Annotated in this window: 16 protein-coding genes and 1 pseudogene; 11 read left to right on the plus strand and 6 right to left on the minus strand. The window is 63.7% G+C overall.

Going from position 1 to position 16,910, the window contains the following annotated elements:
- Positions 1-134 precede the first annotated feature (134 nt).
- The 4 genes from RR51_RS16730 to RR51_RS16745 form a co-directional block, all read right to left on the minus strand.
- Positions 135-1,985: an alkaline phosphatase D family protein gene (locus tag RR51_RS16730; RefSeq protein ID WP_039614143.1), complete on the minus strand. Its 1,851-nt coding sequence runs from the start codon at positions 1,983-1,985 to the stop codon at positions 135-137.
- A 206-nt stretch (positions 1,986-2,191) separates the two neighbouring features.
- Complete coding sequence (tal, locus tag RR51_RS16735; protein ID WP_039614144.1) at positions 2,192-3,118, minus strand: transaldolase; 927 nt, start codon at positions 3,116-3,118, stop codon at positions 2,192-2,194.
- 345 nt (positions 3,119-3,463) lie between these two features.
- A complete protein-coding gene (dusA, locus tag RR51_RS16740) occupies positions 3,464-4,474 on the minus strand; it encodes a tRNA dihydrouridine(20/20a) synthase DusA (RefSeq protein WP_039614145.1) in 1,011 nt (336 codons plus the stop codon).
- 202 nt (positions 4,475-4,676) lie between these two features.
- On the minus strand, positions 4,677-5,546 hold the full coding sequence (locus tag RR51_RS16745) for an AraC family transcriptional regulator (RefSeq protein ID WP_039614146.1): 870 nt from the start codon (positions 5,544-5,546) through the stop codon (positions 4,677-4,679).
- 407 nt (positions 5,547-5,953) lie between these two features.
- Between RR51_RS16745 and RR51_RS16750 the strand changes: the two genes are divergently transcribed.
- On the plus strand, positions 5,954-6,991 hold the full coding sequence (locus tag RR51_RS16750; RefSeq protein WP_039614147.1) for a sterol desaturase family protein: 1,038 nt from the start codon (positions 5,954-5,956) through the stop codon (positions 6,989-6,991).
- 33 nt (positions 6,992-7,024) lie between these two features.
- On the opposite strand, the pseudogene RR51_RS16755 reads toward RR51_RS16750, so the two are convergent.
- A pseudogene (locus RR51_RS16755) lies at positions 7,025-7,339 on the minus strand (chitin deacetylase); the annotation flags it as partial.
- On the opposite strand from RR51_RS16755, the gene RR51_RS31550 reads away from it, so the two are divergent.
- The 9 genes from RR51_RS31550 (at position 7,300) to RR51_RS16795 (ending at position 15,132) form a co-directional block, all read left to right on the plus strand.
- Positions 7,300-7,515 (plus strand): hypothetical protein, encoded by a 216-nt coding sequence (locus RR51_RS31550; RefSeq protein ID WP_236693272.1) that lies wholly within the window; start codon positions 7,300-7,302, stop codon positions 7,513-7,515. The pseudogene RR51_RS16755 and the gene RR51_RS31550 overlap by 40 nt on opposite strands.
- Before the next feature lie 96 nt (positions 7,516-7,611).
- Positions 7,612-7,785 carry a hypothetical protein gene (locus tag RR51_RS31555; protein ID WP_236693273.1) on the plus strand — a complete coding sequence of 58 codons (174 nt, stop codon included), beginning with the start codon at positions 7,612-7,614 and terminating at the stop codon, positions 7,783-7,785.
- A gap of 413 nt (positions 7,786-8,198) precedes the next feature.
- Positions 8,199-8,456, plus strand: a complete 258-nt coding sequence (locus RR51_RS16765) for a hypothetical protein (RefSeq protein ID WP_039614148.1) — start codon at positions 8,199-8,201, stop codon at positions 8,454-8,456.
- Positions 8,457-8,559: 103 nt separating this feature from the next.
- Positions 8,560-8,847, plus strand: coding sequence for a DUF3077 domain-containing protein (locus RR51_RS16770; protein ID WP_039614149.1), 288 nt, complete (start codon positions 8,560-8,562; stop codon positions 8,845-8,847).
- A gap of 110 nt (positions 8,848-8,957) precedes the next feature.
- A complete protein-coding gene (locus tag RR51_RS16775; protein WP_039614150.1) occupies positions 8,958-9,533 on the plus strand; it encodes a hypothetical protein in 576 nt (191 codons plus the stop codon).
- Between the two features lie 466 nt (positions 9,534-9,999).
- Positions 10,000-10,482 (plus strand): formate dehydrogenase subunit gamma, encoded by a 483-nt coding sequence (locus RR51_RS16780; RefSeq protein ID WP_039614179.1) that lies wholly within the window; start codon positions 10,000-10,002, stop codon positions 10,480-10,482.
- Positions 10,476-12,044: a formate dehydrogenase beta subunit gene (locus RR51_RS16785; protein WP_039614151.1), complete on the plus strand. Its 1,569-nt coding sequence runs from the start codon at positions 10,476-10,478 to the stop codon at positions 12,042-12,044. Before RR51_RS16780 ends, RR51_RS16785 begins: the two co-directional genes overlap by 7 nt.
- On the plus strand, positions 12,041-14,932 hold the full coding sequence (gene fdhF / locus RR51_RS16790) for a formate dehydrogenase subunit alpha (RefSeq protein ID WP_039614152.1): 2,892 nt from the start codon (positions 12,041-12,043) through the stop codon (positions 14,930-14,932). Before RR51_RS16785 ends, fdhF begins: the two co-directional genes overlap by 4 nt.
- Positions 14,929-15,132 carry a formate dehydrogenase subunit delta gene (locus tag RR51_RS16795; RefSeq protein WP_039614153.1) on the plus strand — a complete coding sequence of 68 codons (204 nt, stop codon included), beginning with the start codon at positions 14,929-14,931 and terminating at the stop codon, positions 15,130-15,132. The genes fdhF and RR51_RS16795 overlap by 4 nt, the downstream gene beginning before the upstream one ends.
- Positions 15,133-15,274: 142 nt before the next feature.
- Here the strand turns inward: RR51_RS16795 and RR51_RS16800 are convergent, their stop codons facing one another.
- Positions 15,275-16,138 (minus strand): universal stress protein, encoded by an 864-nt coding sequence (locus tag RR51_RS16800; RefSeq protein WP_039614154.1) that lies wholly within the window; start codon positions 16,136-16,138, stop codon positions 15,275-15,277.
- A 154-nt stretch (positions 16,139-16,292) separates the two neighbouring features.
- On the opposite strand from RR51_RS16800, the gene RR51_RS16805 reads away from it, so the two are divergent.
- Positions 16,293-16,910: a tRNA-(ms[2]io[6]A)-hydroxylase gene (locus RR51_RS16805; protein WP_013971805.1), complete on the plus strand. Its 618-nt coding sequence runs from the start codon at positions 16,293-16,295 to the stop codon at positions 16,908-16,910.

Consider the following 16,910-nt stretch of genomic DNA (forward strand, 5'->3'; position numbering starts at 1 on the left):
GTCATACCTGCCTCTTCGCAGCACAAGGCTGCTCCTACAGGTACTGCGTTGCATTCGAAACCTGTGTTGCCCCTGTGGGAGCGGGTTTACCCGCGAAGAGGCCGGCAAGGCCAACACAAGCATTACCTGCCTGATCACCCTCGCCGCGCAAACTCGGTAGCCTCACCCCCACCCGCATCCAGCTGATACACCCGCGCCGGCCGCCCCTGTTCATCGAAGAACACCTGCCCCAACCCCGCACCATTCCACAACCGCTCGCCAGCCTTGCTATGGCTGGGCGTACGCGGCACCACCTCCATTTCCCGCCGCTTGGTAAACCAGTTGAGCGGCGAGCGTGGCGCATACAGCCAGCGGTTGAGCCGGTCGAGCACATCCAGCAGGCGCCGCGGGAATTCGTTCTTGATCCCGCTGCTGGTCACCTGCCACAAGTGCGGGCTGCGCTGGCGGTGGCGGATCAGCACTTCATAGACGAACGAGTAATGCACATCGCCGGACAGCACTACGTAGTGCCCCGGCGTGCGCGAGTGGCGGAAGATGTTGAGGATGACCTGCGCTGCACCGCGGTGGGCCATCCAGTTCTCGGCATCCACCAGCAGCGGGTAGCCCAGCCAGCTGAACAGCTTCTGCACCGTCTCGATCAGCTTCACGCCAAAAATCGGTGCAGGCGACACGATGATCGCCGAGGGGTGGTCCAGCAGTGCTTGCTGCAACTCGCTCAGCGCCTCCCAGTCGAGCAGCCCGGACGGCTTGGCCAGGCTGCTTTCGCTACGCCAGCGGCGGGTGCGGGTGTCCAGCACCAGCAAGGGTGGGTTGGTGGGCAGGCTGAACTGCCAGCCCTGGAAGCGCAGCAGTGCGCCGATCAGCTCATCCTGGGTCTGGCTGTTCAACGCCTGGCATTGCCCGACCAGGGGCTTGCAACCCTGCGGGTCGTTACCCCAGGCCTGGCACAGCAGGTAGCCGAGCAGGGCATTGCCGATGATCCGCCGCGAGAAGGGGTGGCCGTAGGCGGTTTCTTCCCATAGCGCCGATAGGTTCCAGTCGTCGGTGATGTCGTGGTCGTCGAAGATCATCAGGCACGGCAGGTGGGCCATCACCCGCGCTACCTGGCCGAGGTTGTCGGCAAACGCCTGGATCAGCGGCAGCTCCTGGCGGTAACGTGCCTGGCGCGGTGCGGTGAGCCCGTCGGGCATGTCCAGGTTCACCAGCTGCCAGGGCACCGGTGACCACACCAGCAGGTACATGGCCATGACCTCGGCGAAGGTCACCAGGTGGTTGTCGGCGTTGCTGGACGAGAATATCGGCTTGCGCTTGCCGCCGAAAAAGCGCTCGCGCAGGGTTTCGTTGCGCTCCTGCGCTGGCAGCAGGTCGGCGCGGTGGTAATAGCAGGCCGGGTGCTGGTACAGCGCCTGGCTGTCGGGCACCACCGCGCCCTCCAGTTGCTCGTCGAACAGGCCCAGGCGCGCAATCAGGCTATGGATGGCGCGCAGCATCGGGCCGGCAACGTCGTCGGCATAGACCTGGTCGCCGGTCATCAGCAGCACGGCGGGGCGGTCCGCGGGTTTTTCGCAGGCCTGCAGCAGGCGGTCGGCGCAGAGCAGGCCATCGGCGGCCGGGAAATGCGGCTTGCGGCAGGAACCGTGCAGCAGGTGGTCGAGCCGATCGCGCAGTACCAGGCTTGGGCGCCGGGCGCCGGGGTAAAGCAGGTGCGGCGCCCAGCCTGCGATGCCCTGGCCGTTGATGAGCAGGTCATAGTCGAGCAGCTGGTTGCAGGGCAGCGGCTGGGCGAAGTGGATGTCCAGCAGATGGATGAAGGCGTGCTGGCCCACCGCGACCACCTGGCAATCGACCTGGGCCTCGCCTGCCGGGAAGATGAATTCGGGTTGCAGCGGTTGCGTGGCGACCAGCCAGATGGCCAGGCGCTGGGGTTCCAGGCGGCGCAGTACCGGGCCGGCGAGTACGAGGGGCAATGGGGTAGAGGAGGTCATCGACAGCTCAGGTGGCTTCTCGGGCCTCTTCGCGGGTAAATCCGCTCCCAAAGGTACAGCGCCAACTTCTGGCCTGTGGGAATCCTTGTGGGAGCGGGTTTACCCGCGAAGAGGCCCTGGAATTCAATACAAATCTAAGGCCAGGTAAAACAAAACGGGCGGAAAATGCTGAACACTTCCCGCCCGTCAGGCAATCCCGAAATGTATCAGGCCTTTTCAGCCATCAACTTCTCCAGCTTCTCCTGGTCCCGCGCGAACTGGCGAATGCCCTCGGCCAGTTTCTCGGTACCCATGGCATCTTCGTTCATGGCCCAGCGGAACTGGCTTTCGTTCAGCTGTTGCTTGGGCTCGCCGGCATTGCCCGGCTTCAGCACTTGCGGCAGGCTGCCCTGGTCATCGCTGAGCTGCTGCAGCAGCTCTGGGCTGATGGTCAAGCGGTCGCAGCCGGCCAGCTGCTCGATCTGGCCGATATTGCGGAAGCTGGCGCCCATGACCACCGTGTTGTAGCCGTTGGCCTTGTAGTAGTTGTAGATGCGAGTGACCGACTGCACGCCCGGGTCTTCGGCGCCCACGTATTCCTTGCCGGTGCTCTTCTTGTACCAGTCGTAGATACGGCCCACGAACGGCGAAATCAGGAACACCCCGGCATCGGCGCAAGCCTGGGCCTGGGCGAAGGAGAACAGCAGGGTGAGGTTGGTCTGGATCCCTTCCTTCTCCAGCTTCTCGGCGGCGCGGATGCCTTCCCAGGTGGAGGCCAGCTTGATCAGCACGCGTTCGCGGCCAACACCGGCGGCTTCGTACAGCTCGATCAGCTTGCGCGCCTTGGCCAGCAGCGCGGGTTCATCGAACGACAGGCGGGCATCGACCTCGGTGGAGATACGCCCGGGGATGACCTTGAGGATGCCCGAACCCACGGCCACCGCGAACTTGTCGCAGGCCAAGTCGACATTACCCTTGGCATCGGCCTTCACCTGCTTGAGCAGCTCGGCGTAACCCGGGATGGCCGCAGCCTTGAGCAGCAGCGACGGGTTGGTGGTGGCATCGACCGGTTTCAGGCGGGTGATGGCGTCCAGGTCCCCGGTGTCGGCGACCACGGTGGTGAACTGCTTGAGTTGTTCCAGCTTGGAGGTCATGGGCGTGCTCTGTCCTGTGCAATGACTCGACATTACCCGAGCCCCGACGGCCACTCAAGGGCTCGCGAAGCGCGGTGCGAAAGGTGAGGATTCGAGTCGCAAGCGGCCCCTAGGTTCCGCATCTGCTTGCAAGGGCCGCTGGAGATACAACTGGCTTACACAAAATGTGGTGGTTTGCGCCATCCCTGTGGGAGCGGGTTTACCCGCGAACACCGGCGAAGCCGGTGCCATGTACCGAGTTGTTTTCTTCGCGGGTAAACCCGCTCCCACAGCATCTGCATATATCTGAACCCCTGCGGCATCCTGGAGGGGATGGTTTGCTGGCGATCAGGCTCACCTGCTGAATTACCGCCCCTGCAACAGCTCCACCGCCTGGTCGAACACTGCCAACGGCTCCGCCGCCTTGTGGATATCCGCCGACAGCAACTGGCGGAAGCGCCGCGCCCCCTTGAACCCTTGGGCCAGCCCCAGGATATGCCGGGTAACGTGGTGCATCGCGCCACCAGTTTCCATGTGCGCGACGATATAAGGCCGCAACTGCGCCAGCGCCTCGCTGCGGCTGACCACCGCCGCCTCGCTGCCGAACAGCTGCTGGTCCACCTCGGCCAGCAGGTAAGGGTTGTGGTACGCCTCACGCCCCAGCATCACCCCATCGAAGGTTTCAAGGTGTGCCTGGCACTCGGCCAGGGTCTTTATCCCGCCGTTGAGCACGATCTCCAGGTCCGGGAAGTCCGCCTTCAACTGCGCCGCCACGTCATAGCGCAGCGGCGGAATCTCACGGTTCTCCTTCGGCGACAGCCCTTCCAGGATCGCGATGCGCGCATGCACGGTAAAGCTCCGGCAACCTGCCTCGCGCACCTGGCCGACGAAATCGCACAGCTCGGCGTAGCTATCGCGGCCATTGATGCCGATGCGGTGCTTGACCGTCACCGGGGTCGACACCGCATCGCGCATGGCTTTCACGCAATCGGCCACCAGCGCCGGGTGGGCCATGAGGCAGGCGCCGATCATGTTGTTCTGCACCCGGTCACTCGGGCAGCCGACGTTGAGGTTGACCTCATCGTAGCCAGCCTCCTCGGCCAGGCGGGCACAGGCGGCCAGGTCGGCCGGCACACTGCCGCCCAGTTGCAGGGCCAGCGGGTGTTCGGAGACGTCGTGGCGCAGGAAACGGTGGGCGTCGTTGTGCAGCAGGGCACCGGTGGTGACCATTTCGGTGTAGAGCAGGGTGTTTTTGGAGAGCAGGCGCAGGAAGAACCGGCAGTGGCGGTCTGTCCAGTCCATCATCGGTGCAACGCTGAAGCGACGGGAAGGCTCAGGGCGCGTGGTTGCTGGGTTAGAGCCTGGGTTTGTGGTCATATCGTTCAACGTGTCTTGTACCAAATTCAGCAGTTTCGAAGGTGTTTGTAGCAATCCGGTTGCGCGCCCTGGCAAAAGTCGACGGCAAGCGCTCGGTGATAGCCAGGGCAGGCAGCTAGTTTACCAAGAGAGCCGGGCATCCGTCTGGACTCGATCCATGCGCGGCCCTGCAGCCTTCTCCCCAGATTAGCCACCAGCCAACTTACTTGAGCGGCACGTAGATATCCGTTTGCCATTGCTCCAGCGGCGTTTCCGGATACACGCTCAAGTAGTGAAAGAACAACGGATGATCCCGCAGTTCCTCATCGCTCGAAGGCAGCCAGTCCCGATAAAGCGGATAGATGGTTTCGCCAATGTAGTCAGGCGAGCCGGTATGCCGGATCACGGCGCAGCGGCCCGCCGGGATGATGCGTTCGTGCACGCCGAAATCGTTGGGCTGCACGGCTTCGCATATCTCGCCACACACGGCGAAGCGAAAGGCGTGTGCCGGGGTGGTGTCGGGGTTGTCGTAGGGGATGCCGAAGGTTCGGCTGCTGGCCACCGGTGACTGGCCGCTCTGAATGCGCCATTGGCGAAAACGCGCAACGCTTTCACTGACCAGGCCGGGCGCCCCTTGGTGTTCGAGCGCGGCCACATGGGTTTCGGCGAAATCCACGATGCGGATCTGCATGGTGATACTCCTTGAAATATGAGGAACAACGAAAACCGCACTCCAGGCCTGCCAGTTCGGGGCCTTGGCGAATACGCTCGGCGCCATGCCAAACGCACGCTTGAAAGCCCTGGAAAAGGCTTCGGGGCTTTCGAAGCCGGCGCCGAAAGCTGCCTCCAGCACGGAGATGGCCGGCGAGGCGACCAGTTGGTGCGCCGCGCGTCGAAGCCTCATCAGTTGCACATACCGTGAAACCGGAATGCCCATGTATGCCGTGAACTGCCGATGGAAATGAAATGCCGAGAAGTGCGCGACGCGGCTCAGGGCATTTACCGACAGGTCACCTTCGAGGTGGCTGTCGATGTAGGCAAGCACGGCTTCGAACCGTTTCGTGTAGGTCGCTTTGTGCTGTGAATCAGTCAACGAACGGAATCTCCGGGAGGTGCGGTGAGCGCTAGCATCCGTTGTTCAGCCATGCAGGCGCCTAGCCGGGATTGCTGTATCGGGGATTGTCTTGACCGTGCCGTGGATGGCACCGGTGCTTTCGGTGTTCGCAGGGGGGGGGCAGCAGGGTGAATGCGGTCGCTGGCCTTTCGTGCAAGGGGAAGCACCAGCGTAACCGGCCTGGCATGATCGGTCGACTGGGCGAAGCGGGTCGTTCACGCTGATCAATGAACTCCGAGCCTCGCCAGCGCACTCTGCCGCCCACTTTCAACTGCGGCAGTGCCTGCAGGCGGGAGCTGGTGAGGTAGCACCAGGCAATGCATAAAACCACTGGAGTAAATCAATCTGATTTACAATTGCGTCCCTTTTGCCGAGGCTGACGTTTCGTGGATGCCCTGTCGCTTGTCTTTGAGCACCTGACCGAGTGGGTAATTACGCCCGTTACCGACCAGTTTCTCGGCATTTTCAATATGAACGGCCGTTTCGGGGCCTTGTTCCTTTGCATCTCCTATGGCGCAGCCTACGGCCTGTTCCGTTTCAGGAAGCGGCGCGGCCTGAGCGACGCCCAGTCGTTCTGGCAATTCATCGGCGGCGCCCGGGTACATCTGCATCCCTCGGCGCTGCTGGACTACCGCTACTACTTCGTGCGGGCCATCCTCAAGGTTGCGCTGGTGCTACCCGTCGTCCATCTGGTCGACCCTTACATCCTGCGCTCCGGCGATTACCTGGCCTTTTTCAGCAACCTCTGGGGCGCGCGCCCGCGCCTGGGCGAGAACCTTGCACTGTCCCTGCTCTACGGGTTGGGGGTGTTCCTGCTAAAGGACTTCATCCATTACTGGGCGCACCGGGCCTTTCACTCCCGCTGGCTCTGGGCCTTTCACAAAGTCCATCATTCGGCGCCCGTGCTGGTGCCGGCGACAGCGAGCCGGGTGCATTTCGTGGAAAAGATCGTCGAGAAACTGAGCACCGGCATTGGCATCGGCTTCTACGCCGGATGCTTCTGGTACCTTTGCGGCGGTGAAGTCAGCCGCTACACCCTGTTCGGCGTGACCTACCTGGTGTTCATCTTCAACAGCCTGGCGGCCAACCTGCGGCATAGCCATGTCTGGCTGTCGTTCGGCCCGCAGCTGGAACATGTGTTGAACAGCCCGGCCCAGCACCAGATCCATCACAGTGACGCCCCGCGCCATTTCAACCGGAACTTCGGCACCAACCTGTCCCTGTGGGACTGGATGTTCGGCACGCTCTATGTCACTACATCAACGCCCGAAAGCATACGCTTCGGCACCGGTGAGCAGGACCACCAGCGTTACCTGACGGTCTATAGCCTGATCGTCACGCCCTTTGTCGAAACCGGCCGTAAGGTCCTGATGAAATGCCAGCGCAAGGCTGTGCTCGGCGCGTCCGGCAGGGCAGGCCGGTAGCTGATCCCGTGTTTGTTGCGAACGACTGACCGCTCAGGCGGGAAACTGGGCTATCCAGTGCCTGGCAATCTCTTCGCGCCGGCAGACCCACACCCCGTCGTGGCCCTGCACGTAATCGAGAAAGCGCGCCAGCGCCATCGCACGACCAGGATGGCCACTGATCCGCCCATGCAGGCCCACGCTCATCATCTTCGGGTGGTGCGCGCCCTCCTGCCACAACAGGTCGAAAGCATCCTTCAGCAGCCGGAAGAAGTCTTCACCGCAGGCGAAGCCATTGGGCAGCAGAAAGCGGGCGTCGTTGTTGACCAGTGTGTACGGAATCACCAGGTGGGCGGGCGAGCCTGGGAGCGGCCATCCGCGAGGCGCGCAAGCAGCAGCTCAAGTCGATCGAGGCGCGTTTGCCGGCGGTCTATCTGGATGTGCTCGATGCGGCCATGCATGCGGTCAGTAATGAGGCGGGGGCAAATTTGCGCAAGTTGTTTCTTGCCCACTATTTCCAACAGTTGGTGCAGGCGCAGCAATAGTGGGCAGTTGCATGCGGCGCATCAAACGTTCCTTCAGGCGCTGGATGAACAGCGAGAGCAGCGCGGGCTTGCGCGTTCCACTGTTGGCGGTTGTCGATGAAGGTCAATCCGTACATGGCGGAGGACATGCTTGCGCTTCAGCAGCATACAGAGATGAACCAGACCGAATTGCTGAAGGCTGTGATCGCCCGTATTCAGGCGGATGTGCTGGAGAACCGGGATCAGGAGGTGATTCGAGCTTTGCAGCGACTGGCGCGGTTGGCGTTGTAGTGAGCATTTGAAAGAAGCACAGCGTACCGCCAAGCGCTGTGTTTCACACTCGGTTCTTCGAGTCTTTTAGAGAAACTCATATCAGTTCCTACAAGAACTAATCAGATTTTTCCCCTTCCTCGTAGTCCATTTCTGAATCATCCTTTTCAAGCCGTTTCACCATTGCGATGGAAACCTGAGCCCCCTAGTCTCGCCCTGTCGTTGCAAATTCAACGACCGGGTCTGCAAGCCCGATGCTTGGTTTGGTCTCAGTTTGCTGTTGGCTTCGTTCAACGGTGGCTGCGTGCGGGTGGTCTTCGGGCCAGCCGGGAATCGACCTCCAAGCCCGGTCTTGCAGGCCCGCATGTAGCCGCCACCCTATCATCTGCAAGTGATCTGGCGACGGTCCGACTTGTTATTGTCTGGAGGCTGTCATGCTGAAACTCGTTCCCGATCCACCTTTCTCCACTGACTCACCCCATCACCTGGAAGACACCCTGATCCATGCCGCGGAATACGTACTCTGCGCCTTGTCCGTAGGCCATCACGCCATAGCCTCGCTCCCCAGATCTCCCGCCACGATCATGACCCTGGCGGTCATGCATGAAATGGAGGCTGTGCGCACGCTGCTGGAGTCGGCGATTGCGCAGGTGCAGCTCCGGGGCGGGCAGCCGGTGCATACATTGCATTGATGGGCTGATTTTCAAATTTTGCCAGCCTGGGCGGTGCGGTTTTCTTGCCGGGGACTGCAACCGGGAAATCGCACTGGCCGGCAGATTCAAAAGAGGGTTTCAGATGGACAAGGAATTGGATGACGACACCGGCACACTGGGCCTGACCGTAGGTGCGGCCACGTTCCTGGACGGTGTGCTGGACGGCAAGAAACTTTTCCGCGTAGAGGCGGGAAACTGCTGCGACCACGCGATCGAACAAGCGTCGGTCTTGATGGACTGCTCACGGCGAGCGTCGTTCATAGGGGTTATGGACAACGAACCGGTGCTGGTCTGGGCTTCGCACTTTCTCTGCGACATGGCCAAGGCGCTGATGGATGACGCGCATATGGGCATGCGCAAAAACCGCTGACCCAGCCAGGCGTCGCGAAGCCGGGGCAGGGTGGGCTTGGCACCCTGCCAGTATTGTCTGATCGTCATGCAGGGGTTAGGTTGCTGGGCTCTTTTCAAGGAAGATGACCGATGAAACGGACCCTGCCGCTGGTATTCGCCTGCGCGCTTTTCCCCCTGCAAGCCTGGTCGGCGCTGGAAGTCGGCCAGTTCACCCTGGGCATGCCCAAGCCCCAGGCCATGGCCATTCTGCAGCAGCAGTTCGGCGAAGTTGAGCATTTCACCGGCTATCACTACCAGGTGCCCACCGAGTTCTTCCAGGGGAGCAACCCGAAGGGCGATTTCAACCTGGGCGGTATTGCCATCACGCAAGTGAAGGCATCGTTCAACGAGGCCGACCAGCTTCGCCAGGTGGAGGTGCGGCTGGCCAGCACCGACGAGGCGCGGGTCCAGCAACTGCTGCCGATGACCAGGCAGGCCAAGCCTGTGCCGAACAGCGGTGGCCGACTCGAGGCGTTTTCCGCGGACGGTGAGCTGGTGTACTGGGTGGCCAAGGACCGGGACTGGACGGTGGTGACCATCGCCGACAAGGCCAGCTCGGACCATAACGTCAAGGCGCGGGCCAAGAGCGATGAGCGCTTTGCCCAGCTGAACCGCAAGTTCGACAAGCTGATCGAGACGGCCAAGGCGGTGGAAGGCAAGCACTGATCGACAAAGCCGTGCAGCTTTGAAGCTTGCGCATACCATGCATTCATGGGACTGGACATAACTCATTGAATTAGCAGGGACCCTGTGGGAGCGGCTTTAGCCGCGAACACCGGCGCAGCCGGTGCCATGCACCGCGTTGGATTCATCGCGGCTAAAGCTGCTCCCACAGGGTACGCGGACCGCTTGCGAATTCAGTTCTCTAAGCGACAGCGCAGCAGACTGCATAAGGCCAGAAACAACCCGCGTCGGTTTCAGGATGCGCCTGGTCGTTCGCACGCAACCCCCCGGCGCCACAAGTGCCATGCTTGCAGGATGCCTCGGACCAGTGCGCGCAGACGTACGGCCGCAGGCAAGGAGGCCGCTGGCTCCACGCAACCGTGACGTGGCCGGCGCGCCGCAGCAGAACACGCCGGATACCTGCCCTCACAACAATTCAGGCAGGGTCCGTGATGCCGAGGTCCGCTGTATGCCTGATGAATTGCTCCACCTGCCTGTGATCCAACGCATTCTGGCCCGTGACAAGGATACCCCCGGCGCGCTGTTGCCGATCCTGCATGCCATCCAGCACGACATCGGCTACATCCCCGATGCCGCTGTCGCCGAAATTGCCCATGCCCTGAACCTCAGCCTGGCCGAGGTGCGTGGGGTGATCAGCTTCTACCACGATTTCCGCACCACGCCACCGGCGCGCCACACCCTGCGCCTGTGCCGCGCCGAGTCGTGCCAGAGCCGGGGCGCCGAGGCGCTGGCGGCGCAACTGCGCGAACAACTGGCGCTGGAGGACCACGGCACCAGCGCCGACGGCGCCATCAGCCTGCGCCCGGTGTACTGCCTGGGCGCCTGTGCCTGCTCGCCAGCGCTGGAACTGGACGGCCAGGTGCATGCGCGCCTTACCCCTGAGCGCCTGCGCGCGCTGGTCAACGCTTGCCAGGAGGACGCAGCATGCTGAAGCTGTATATCCCCTGCGATTCGGTAGCCCGTGCCGTGGGCGCCGACCAGGTTGCCGATGCATTGCAGCGTGAGGCCGAGCGCCGCCAGCTGCCGCTGGATATTCAGCGCACCAGCTCCCGCGGGCTGTACTGGCTGGAACCGCTGCTGGAGTGCGAGAGCGCGCAAGGGCGCCTGGGTTTCGGCCCGGTCACCCCGGAAGACGTGCCGTCCTTGCTCGACGCCTTTACCGGTGAGCCCGGTGAACCTGGTGGCCACTCGCTGGCCCTGGGGCCGGTCGAGGACATCCCTTACCTCAAGACCCAGCAGCGCCTGCTGTTCGCCCGCGCCGGCATCACCCGCCCATTGTCGCTGGACGACTACCGTGCCCATGGCGGTTTCGCCGGCCTTGAAGCGGCCGTGGCTCTGGATGGTGCCGAGGTGGTCGCCGCCGTGCTCGATTCCGGCCTGCGCGGCCGCGGCGGTGCGGCGTTCCCGGCCGGCATCAAGTGGCGCACCGTGCGTGACGCCGGGGCCGGGCAGAAGTACGTGGTGTGCAACGCCGACGAGGGTGACTCCGGTACCTTCGCCGACCGCATGCTGATGGAAGGCGACCCGTTCTTGCTGATCGAAGGCATGATCATTGCCGGCCTCGCCGTGGGTGCCGACAAGGGCTACATCTATGTGCGCTCGGAATACCCCGACGCCATCCGCGTGCTTGACCAGGCCTTCGCCATCGCCCGTGACGCCGGCTATCTCGGCAGCGACGTGGCCGGCAGCGGCCAGGCCTTCGACCTGGAAGTGCGGGTCGGCGCCGGAGCCTATATCTGCGGCGAAGAAACCGCGCTGCTCGAATCCATCGAAGGCAAGCGCGGCATCGTTCGCGCCAAGCCTCCGCTACCCGCGCTGCAGGGCCTGTTCGGCCTGCCGACGCTGGTGCACAACGTACTCACCCTGGCCTCGGTACCCGTCATCTTGGCCAAGGGCGCGGCGTTCTATCGCGACTTCGGCATGGGCCGCTCACTGGGCACCATGCCGTTCCAGCTGGCCGGCAACATCCGTCAGGGCGGCTTGGTGGAGCGCGCCTTCGGCCTGACCCTGCGCGAGCTGGTGGAAGGCTATGGCGGCGGCACGGCCAGCGGCCGGCCGCTGAAGGCCGCGCAGGTGGGTGGCCCGCTCGGTGCCTGGGTACCGCCCAGCCACTTCGATACGCCGCTGGACTACGAAGCCTTTGCCGCCATGGGCGCGATGCTCGGCCACGGTGGTGTGGTAGTGGCCGACGACACCCTGAACATGGCCAGCATGGCGCGCTTCGCCTTGCAGTTCTGTGCCGAGGAGTCCTGTGGCAAATGCACCCCGTGCCGCATCGGTTCGACCCGGGGCATGGAAGTGGTCGACCGGCTGATCGCCACCAGCGACATGACCGAGCGGCATGACCAGGCCCTGTTGCTGCGCGACCTGTGCGACACCATGCAATACGGCTCGCTGTGCGCCATGGGCGGCATGACCGCCTATCCGGTGGCCAGCGCGCTGAAGTACTTCCCCGCCGATTTCGGGCTGACCCACACGGAGGCCGCGCAGTGATCAATTTCTTCGACCCCGCTTCTGATAAAAGCAGCGACCTCGGCACCCCGGCCCGTGACAGCGAGGTACAGGTCAGCCTGAGCATCGATGGCCGCGCCATCACTGTGCCCGCCGGTACTTCGGTGATGCGTGCCGCGGCCATGCTCGGCACCAGCATTCCCAAACTGTGCGCCACCGACAGCCTCGAAGCCTTTGGCTCGTGCCGCATGTGCATGGTGGAAATCGAAGGCATGCGCGGTTACCCGGCCTCCTGCACCACCCCGGTCAGCGAAGGCATGGTGGTGCACACCGAAACCCCGCGCCTGGCCGGCCTGCGCCGCAACGTGATGGAGCTGTACATCTCCGACCACCCGCTGGACTGCCTGACCTGTTCGGCCAACGGCAACTGCGAGCTGCAGACCGTGGCCGGCCAGGTGGGCCTGCGCGAGGTGCGCTATGGCTACGACGGCGCCAACCACCTGGCCGAGAAAAAGGACGTATCCAACCCGTATTTCGACTACGAGCCGAGCAAGTGCATCGTCTGCAGCCGCTGCGTGCGTGCCTGCGAGGACATCCAGGGCACCTTCGCCCTGACCATCACCGGGCGCGGTTTCGAGTCGCGGGTGGCGGCGGCGGGTGGTGAGAACTTCCTCGCCTCCGAGTGCGTGTCTTGCGGCGCCTGCGTGCAGGCCTGCCCGACCGCGACCCTGACGGAAAAGAGCCTGGTACAGCTGGGCCAGCCCGAGCGTGCGGTCATCACCACCTGCGCCTATTGCGGCGTCGGCTGCTCGTTCCGCGCCGAAATGAAGGGCGACCAGTTGGTGCGCATGGTCCCGGACAAGAACGGCGGCGCCAACCACGGCCACGCTTGCGTCAAGGGCCGCTTCGCCTGGGGCTACGCCACTCACCCGGACCGCATCACCAAGCCGATGATCCGCAAGCGCCTGGAAGACCCATGGCAGGAAGTCAGCTGGGACGAGGCGGTGACGTACGCCGCCAGCGAGTTCCGCCGCATCCAGCTGAAGTACGGTCGCGATTCCATCGGCGGTATCACCTCCAGCCGCTGCACCAACGAAGAAGCCTATCTGGTGCAGAAACTGGTGCGCACGGCGTTCGGCAACAACAACGTCGACACCTGCGCGCGGGTATGCCATTCGCCCACCGGCTATGGCCTGAAGCAGACCCTGGGTGAGTCGGCCGGTACACAAAGCTTCGACTCGGTGATGCAGGCCGACGTGGTGCTGGTGATCGGCGCCAACCCCACCGACGCCCATCCGGTATTCGGCTCGCAGCTCAAGCGCCGCCTGCGCCAGGGCGCGCGGCTCATCGTGATCGACCCTCGGCGCATCGACCTGGTCGACTCGCCGCACGCCCGCGCCGAGCTGCACCTGCAACTGCGCCCCGGTACCAACGTGGCCATGCTCAACGCCCTGGCCCACGTGATCGTCACCGAAGGCCTGCTGGCCCAGCGCTTCATCGATGCCCGCTGCGAAACCGAAGATTTCGCCCGCTGGCGCGACTTCGTCAGCCTGGCGGAAAACGCCCCCGAAGTGCTTGGCCCGGTCTGCGGCGTGCCTGCTGAGCAGATCCGCGCCGCAGCGCGCCTGTACGCCACCGGCGGCAACGCGGCGATCTACTACGGCCTGGGCGTGACCGAGCACAGCCAGGGCAGCACCGCGGTGATGGGCATTGCCAACCTGGCCATGGCCACCGGCAACATCGGCCGTGAAGGGGTAGGGGTGAACCCGCTGCGCGGGCAGAACAACGTGCAAGGCTCGTGCGACATGGGCTCGTTCCCCCACGAACTGCCCGGCTACCGGCACATTTCCAACGAAGTTGTGCGCGCCGAGTTCGAGCAGGCCTGGGGCGTGACCCTGCAGCCTGACCCGGGCCTGCGCATCCCCAACATGTTCGAGGCTGCGCTGGACGGCAGTTTCAAGGCCCTTTACTGCCAGGGCGAGGACATTGCCCAGAGCGACCCCAACACCCAGCACGTCACTGCGGCCCTGCTGGCCATGGAGTGCGTGGTGGTGCAGGACATCTTCCTCAACGAAACAGCCAAGTTCGCCCATGTGTTCCTGCCGGGCAGCTCGTTCCTGGAGAAGGACGGTACCTTCACCAATGCCGAGCGGCGTATTTCGCGGGTGCGCAAGGTCATGGAGCCGTTGGCCGGGAAGGCCGACTGGGAGGCGACCATAGCCCTGGCCAATGCATTGGGCTACCCGATGAGCTACCGTCACCCGTCCGAGATCATGGACGAGATCGCCCGCCTTACGCCTACCTTCCGCCGCGTCAGCTACGCCGAGATCGACCGCCACGGCAGCCTGCAGTGGCCGTGCAACGACGCAGCGCCGGATGGCACGCCGACCATGCACATCGACCAGTTCGTACGTGGCAAGGGGCGCTTCATGCTCACCGGCTACGTGCCCACCGAGGAGAAGGTCAACAACCGCTACCCGCTGCTGCTGACCACCGGGCGCATTCTCAGCCAGTACAACGTCGGCGCCCAGACCCGGCGTACCGGCAACGTTGCCTGGCATGACGCCGACCGCCTGGAAATCCACCCGACCGACGCCGAAAGCCGTGGCATCCAGGATGGCGACTGGGTCGGCATCGGCAGCCGCGCCGGGCAGACGGTGCTGCGCGCCAAGGTCAGCACGCGGGTGGCGCCGGGTGTGGTGTACACCACGTTCCACTTCCCAGAGTCGGGGGCCAACGTGATTACCACCGACAACTCCGACTGGGCCACCAACTGCCCTGAGTACAAGGTGACGGCGGTGGAGGTGGTGAAAGTGTTCCAGCCTTCGCAGTGGCAGAAGCGCTATCAGGACTTCAGTGATGAACAGCGGCGGCTGCTGAAGGAGCGCCGTAAAGCGGAGAAGACGGAGAAGGCCGAGGTGCGCCGATGAGCACCGAAAACCTGGTCAAGATGGCCAACCAGATTGCCCATTACTTCGACAGCGAGCCAGACCGGGCGCTGGCGGTGCAAGGGATACGGCAGCATCTGCAGAGCTTCTGGACGCCTGCGATGCGCCGGCAACTGGCGGAATGGGCCGAGGCCAATGCAGGGGAGGGGCTGGACCCGAAGGTGCAGGAAGCGTTGGCCTAGATACTTCTTGTAAGAAATCCCTGTGGGAGCGGGTTTACCCGCGAATGCGTCGTTGGACTCACCGCCGCTTTCGCGGGTAAACCCGCTCCCACAGGGGCCCTGCAATTTCAAGGAATCATGTGTCCTCCTGAGGAAGGCAAACTCAGCCGCGAGCCAGTTCCGCCAGATGGGCAATTGCCTCCTCGCTCTTGAGCACCAGCACATCCCCCTCCAGCGAATCCAGCACCACCTCCGCGGTATTACCAATCAACGCCCCGGAAATCCCCGTGCGGCACACCGTGCCGATCACCGTTACCACGGCATCGAGCTTCTTCTCGGTATACGGAATCAGCACATCCGCCGGCCCTTCGGCCACATGCAAGCGGTCTTCGCTGATGTCGTACTCTGCCTGGAACGCCTTGCACGCCTCGCGGTAGCGCTTTTCGATGGTATCGCTCAGCTGGTACACCGGGTCCGACGCTGACAGCATCGGCGACGGATGGGCGCTGATGACGTGAAGCTCGCCTTTGGCCAGCCCGGCAATGGCATAGCCATGGTCGATGATGCTGGCATGCAGGCGGCGGTGGTCCTCGTCCTGGTTGCCCACGTCCACCGCGGCCAGGATCTTGCCGCCGGTCCAAGGCCGCTCGCTCTTGACCATGAGCACGGCACACGGGCATTGGCGCAGCAGCTTCCAGTCGCTGGGGGTGAGCAGGGCCTTTTTCAGCGGGTTGTCCGGGCGGTGTTCTTTGATCACCAGCTCGCAGCCCTCGGCCTGCTGCACGTAGATGATGGTGTCGTGCAGGTTGTCGCGCCAGGCCTCTTCATGGGTGACGCTGTCGTACCCGTCATCATGCAGCTGGCTGCTCAGCAGGCTCAGCAGCGCGCTGTGGTCATGCCTTTTGTCGCACATCAGCAGGTGCAGGCGGGCGCCGGTGACGCCGGCGATCAGCTTGGCCCGGGTCAGTGCCCGGCTGTGGGCGTGCTCGGGGTCGAGGACGACGAGGATGCTGCGGACGGCTTGCATGGGCGTTAACTCCCTTCAAAGGTGGCGACCAATGCCTGACTATAGTCGGCGCTTCCCCCGCTGGCGCTTGATGTACATCAAGCATAGTCACTGGCGCCGCCCGCCGCCGCCGGTATAATCGCCGGCCCTGCCTGTTCTTTGTGGTCGCACGCTCATGTCCCTGATCCCCGAAATCGACGCCTTTCTTGGTTGCCCGACACCAGACGCCTGGATCGAAGCGGCGCTCGCCGACCAGGAAACCCTGCTGATCGACCACAAGAACTGCGAGTTCAAGGCTGCCAGCACCGCCCTGAGCCTGATCGCCAAGTACAACACCCACCTCGACCTGATCAACATGATGTCGCGCCTGGCCCGCGAGGAACTGGTGCACCACGAGCAGGTGCTGCGCCTGATGAAGCGTCGTGGCGTGCCGCTGCGCCCGGTGTCGGCGGGGCGATATGCGTCGGGGCTGCGGCGGCTGGTGCGCGCCCACGAGCCGGTCAAGCTGGTGGATACGCTGGTGGTGGGGGCGTTCATCGAGGCGCGCAGCTGCGAGCGCTTTGCCGCGTTGGTACCGCATCTGGACGAGGAACTGGGCCGCTTCTACCACGGCCTGCTGAAGAGCGAAGCGCGCCATTACCAGGGTTATCTGAAACTGGCGCACAACTATGGCGAAGAGGCAGACATTGCCCGCCGGGTGGACCTGGTGCGCGCAGCAGAGGTGGAGCTGATCCAGTCACCGGACCAGGAGCTGCGCTTCCACAGCGGTATACCGATGGCGCAGGCCGCCTGA

This window comes from Pseudomonas sp. C5pp, from assembly GCF_000814065.1.
Lineage (GTDB): Bacteria > Pseudomonadota > Gammaproteobacteria > Pseudomonadales > Pseudomonadaceae > Aquipseudomonas > Aquipseudomonas asiatica.

Coding starts and splice junctions, on each gene's coding strand:
- RR51_RS16730 (WP_039614143.1), bottom strand. CDS start 1,985: ATGACCTCCTCTACCCCATTGCCCCTCGTACTCGCCGGCCCGGTACTG.
- tal (WP_039614144.1), bottom strand. CDS start 3,118: ATGACCTCCAAGCTGGAACAACTCAAGCAGTTCACCACCGTGGTCGCC.
- dusA (WP_039614145.1), bottom strand. CDS start 4,474: ATGACCACAAACCCAGGCTCTAACCCAGCAACCACGCGCCCTGAGCCT.
- RR51_RS31555 (WP_236693273.1), top strand. CDS start 7,612: ATGAAGGTCAATCCGTACATGGCGGAGGACATGCTTGCGCTTCAGCAG.
- RR51_RS16765 (WP_039614148.1), top strand. CDS start 8,199: ATGCTGAAACTCGTTCCCGATCCACCTTTCTCCACTGACTCACCCCAT.
- RR51_RS16770 (WP_039614149.1), top strand. CDS start 8,560: ATGGACAAGGAATTGGATGACGACACCGGCACACTGGGCCTGACCGTA.
- RR51_RS16775 (WP_039614150.1), top strand. CDS start 8,958: ATGAAACGGACCCTGCCGCTGGTATTCGCCTGCGCGCTTTTCCCCCTG.
- RR51_RS16780 (WP_039614179.1), top strand. CDS start 10,000: ATGCCTGATGAATTGCTCCACCTGCCTGTGATCCAACGCATTCTGGCC.
- RR51_RS16785 (WP_039614151.1), top strand. CDS start 10,476: ATGCTGAAGCTGTATATCCCCTGCGATTCGGTAGCCCGTGCCGTGGGC.
- RR51_RS16795 (WP_039614153.1), top strand. CDS start 14,929: ATGAGCACCGAAAACCTGGTCAAGATGGCCAACCAGATTGCCCATTAC.
- RR51_RS16800 (WP_039614154.1), bottom strand. CDS start 16,138: ATGCAAGCCGTCCGCAGCATCCTCGTCGTCCTCGACCCCGAGCACGCC.
- RR51_RS16805 (WP_013971805.1), top strand. CDS start 16,293: ATGTCCCTGATCCCCGAAATCGACGCCTTTCTTGGTTGCCCGACACCA.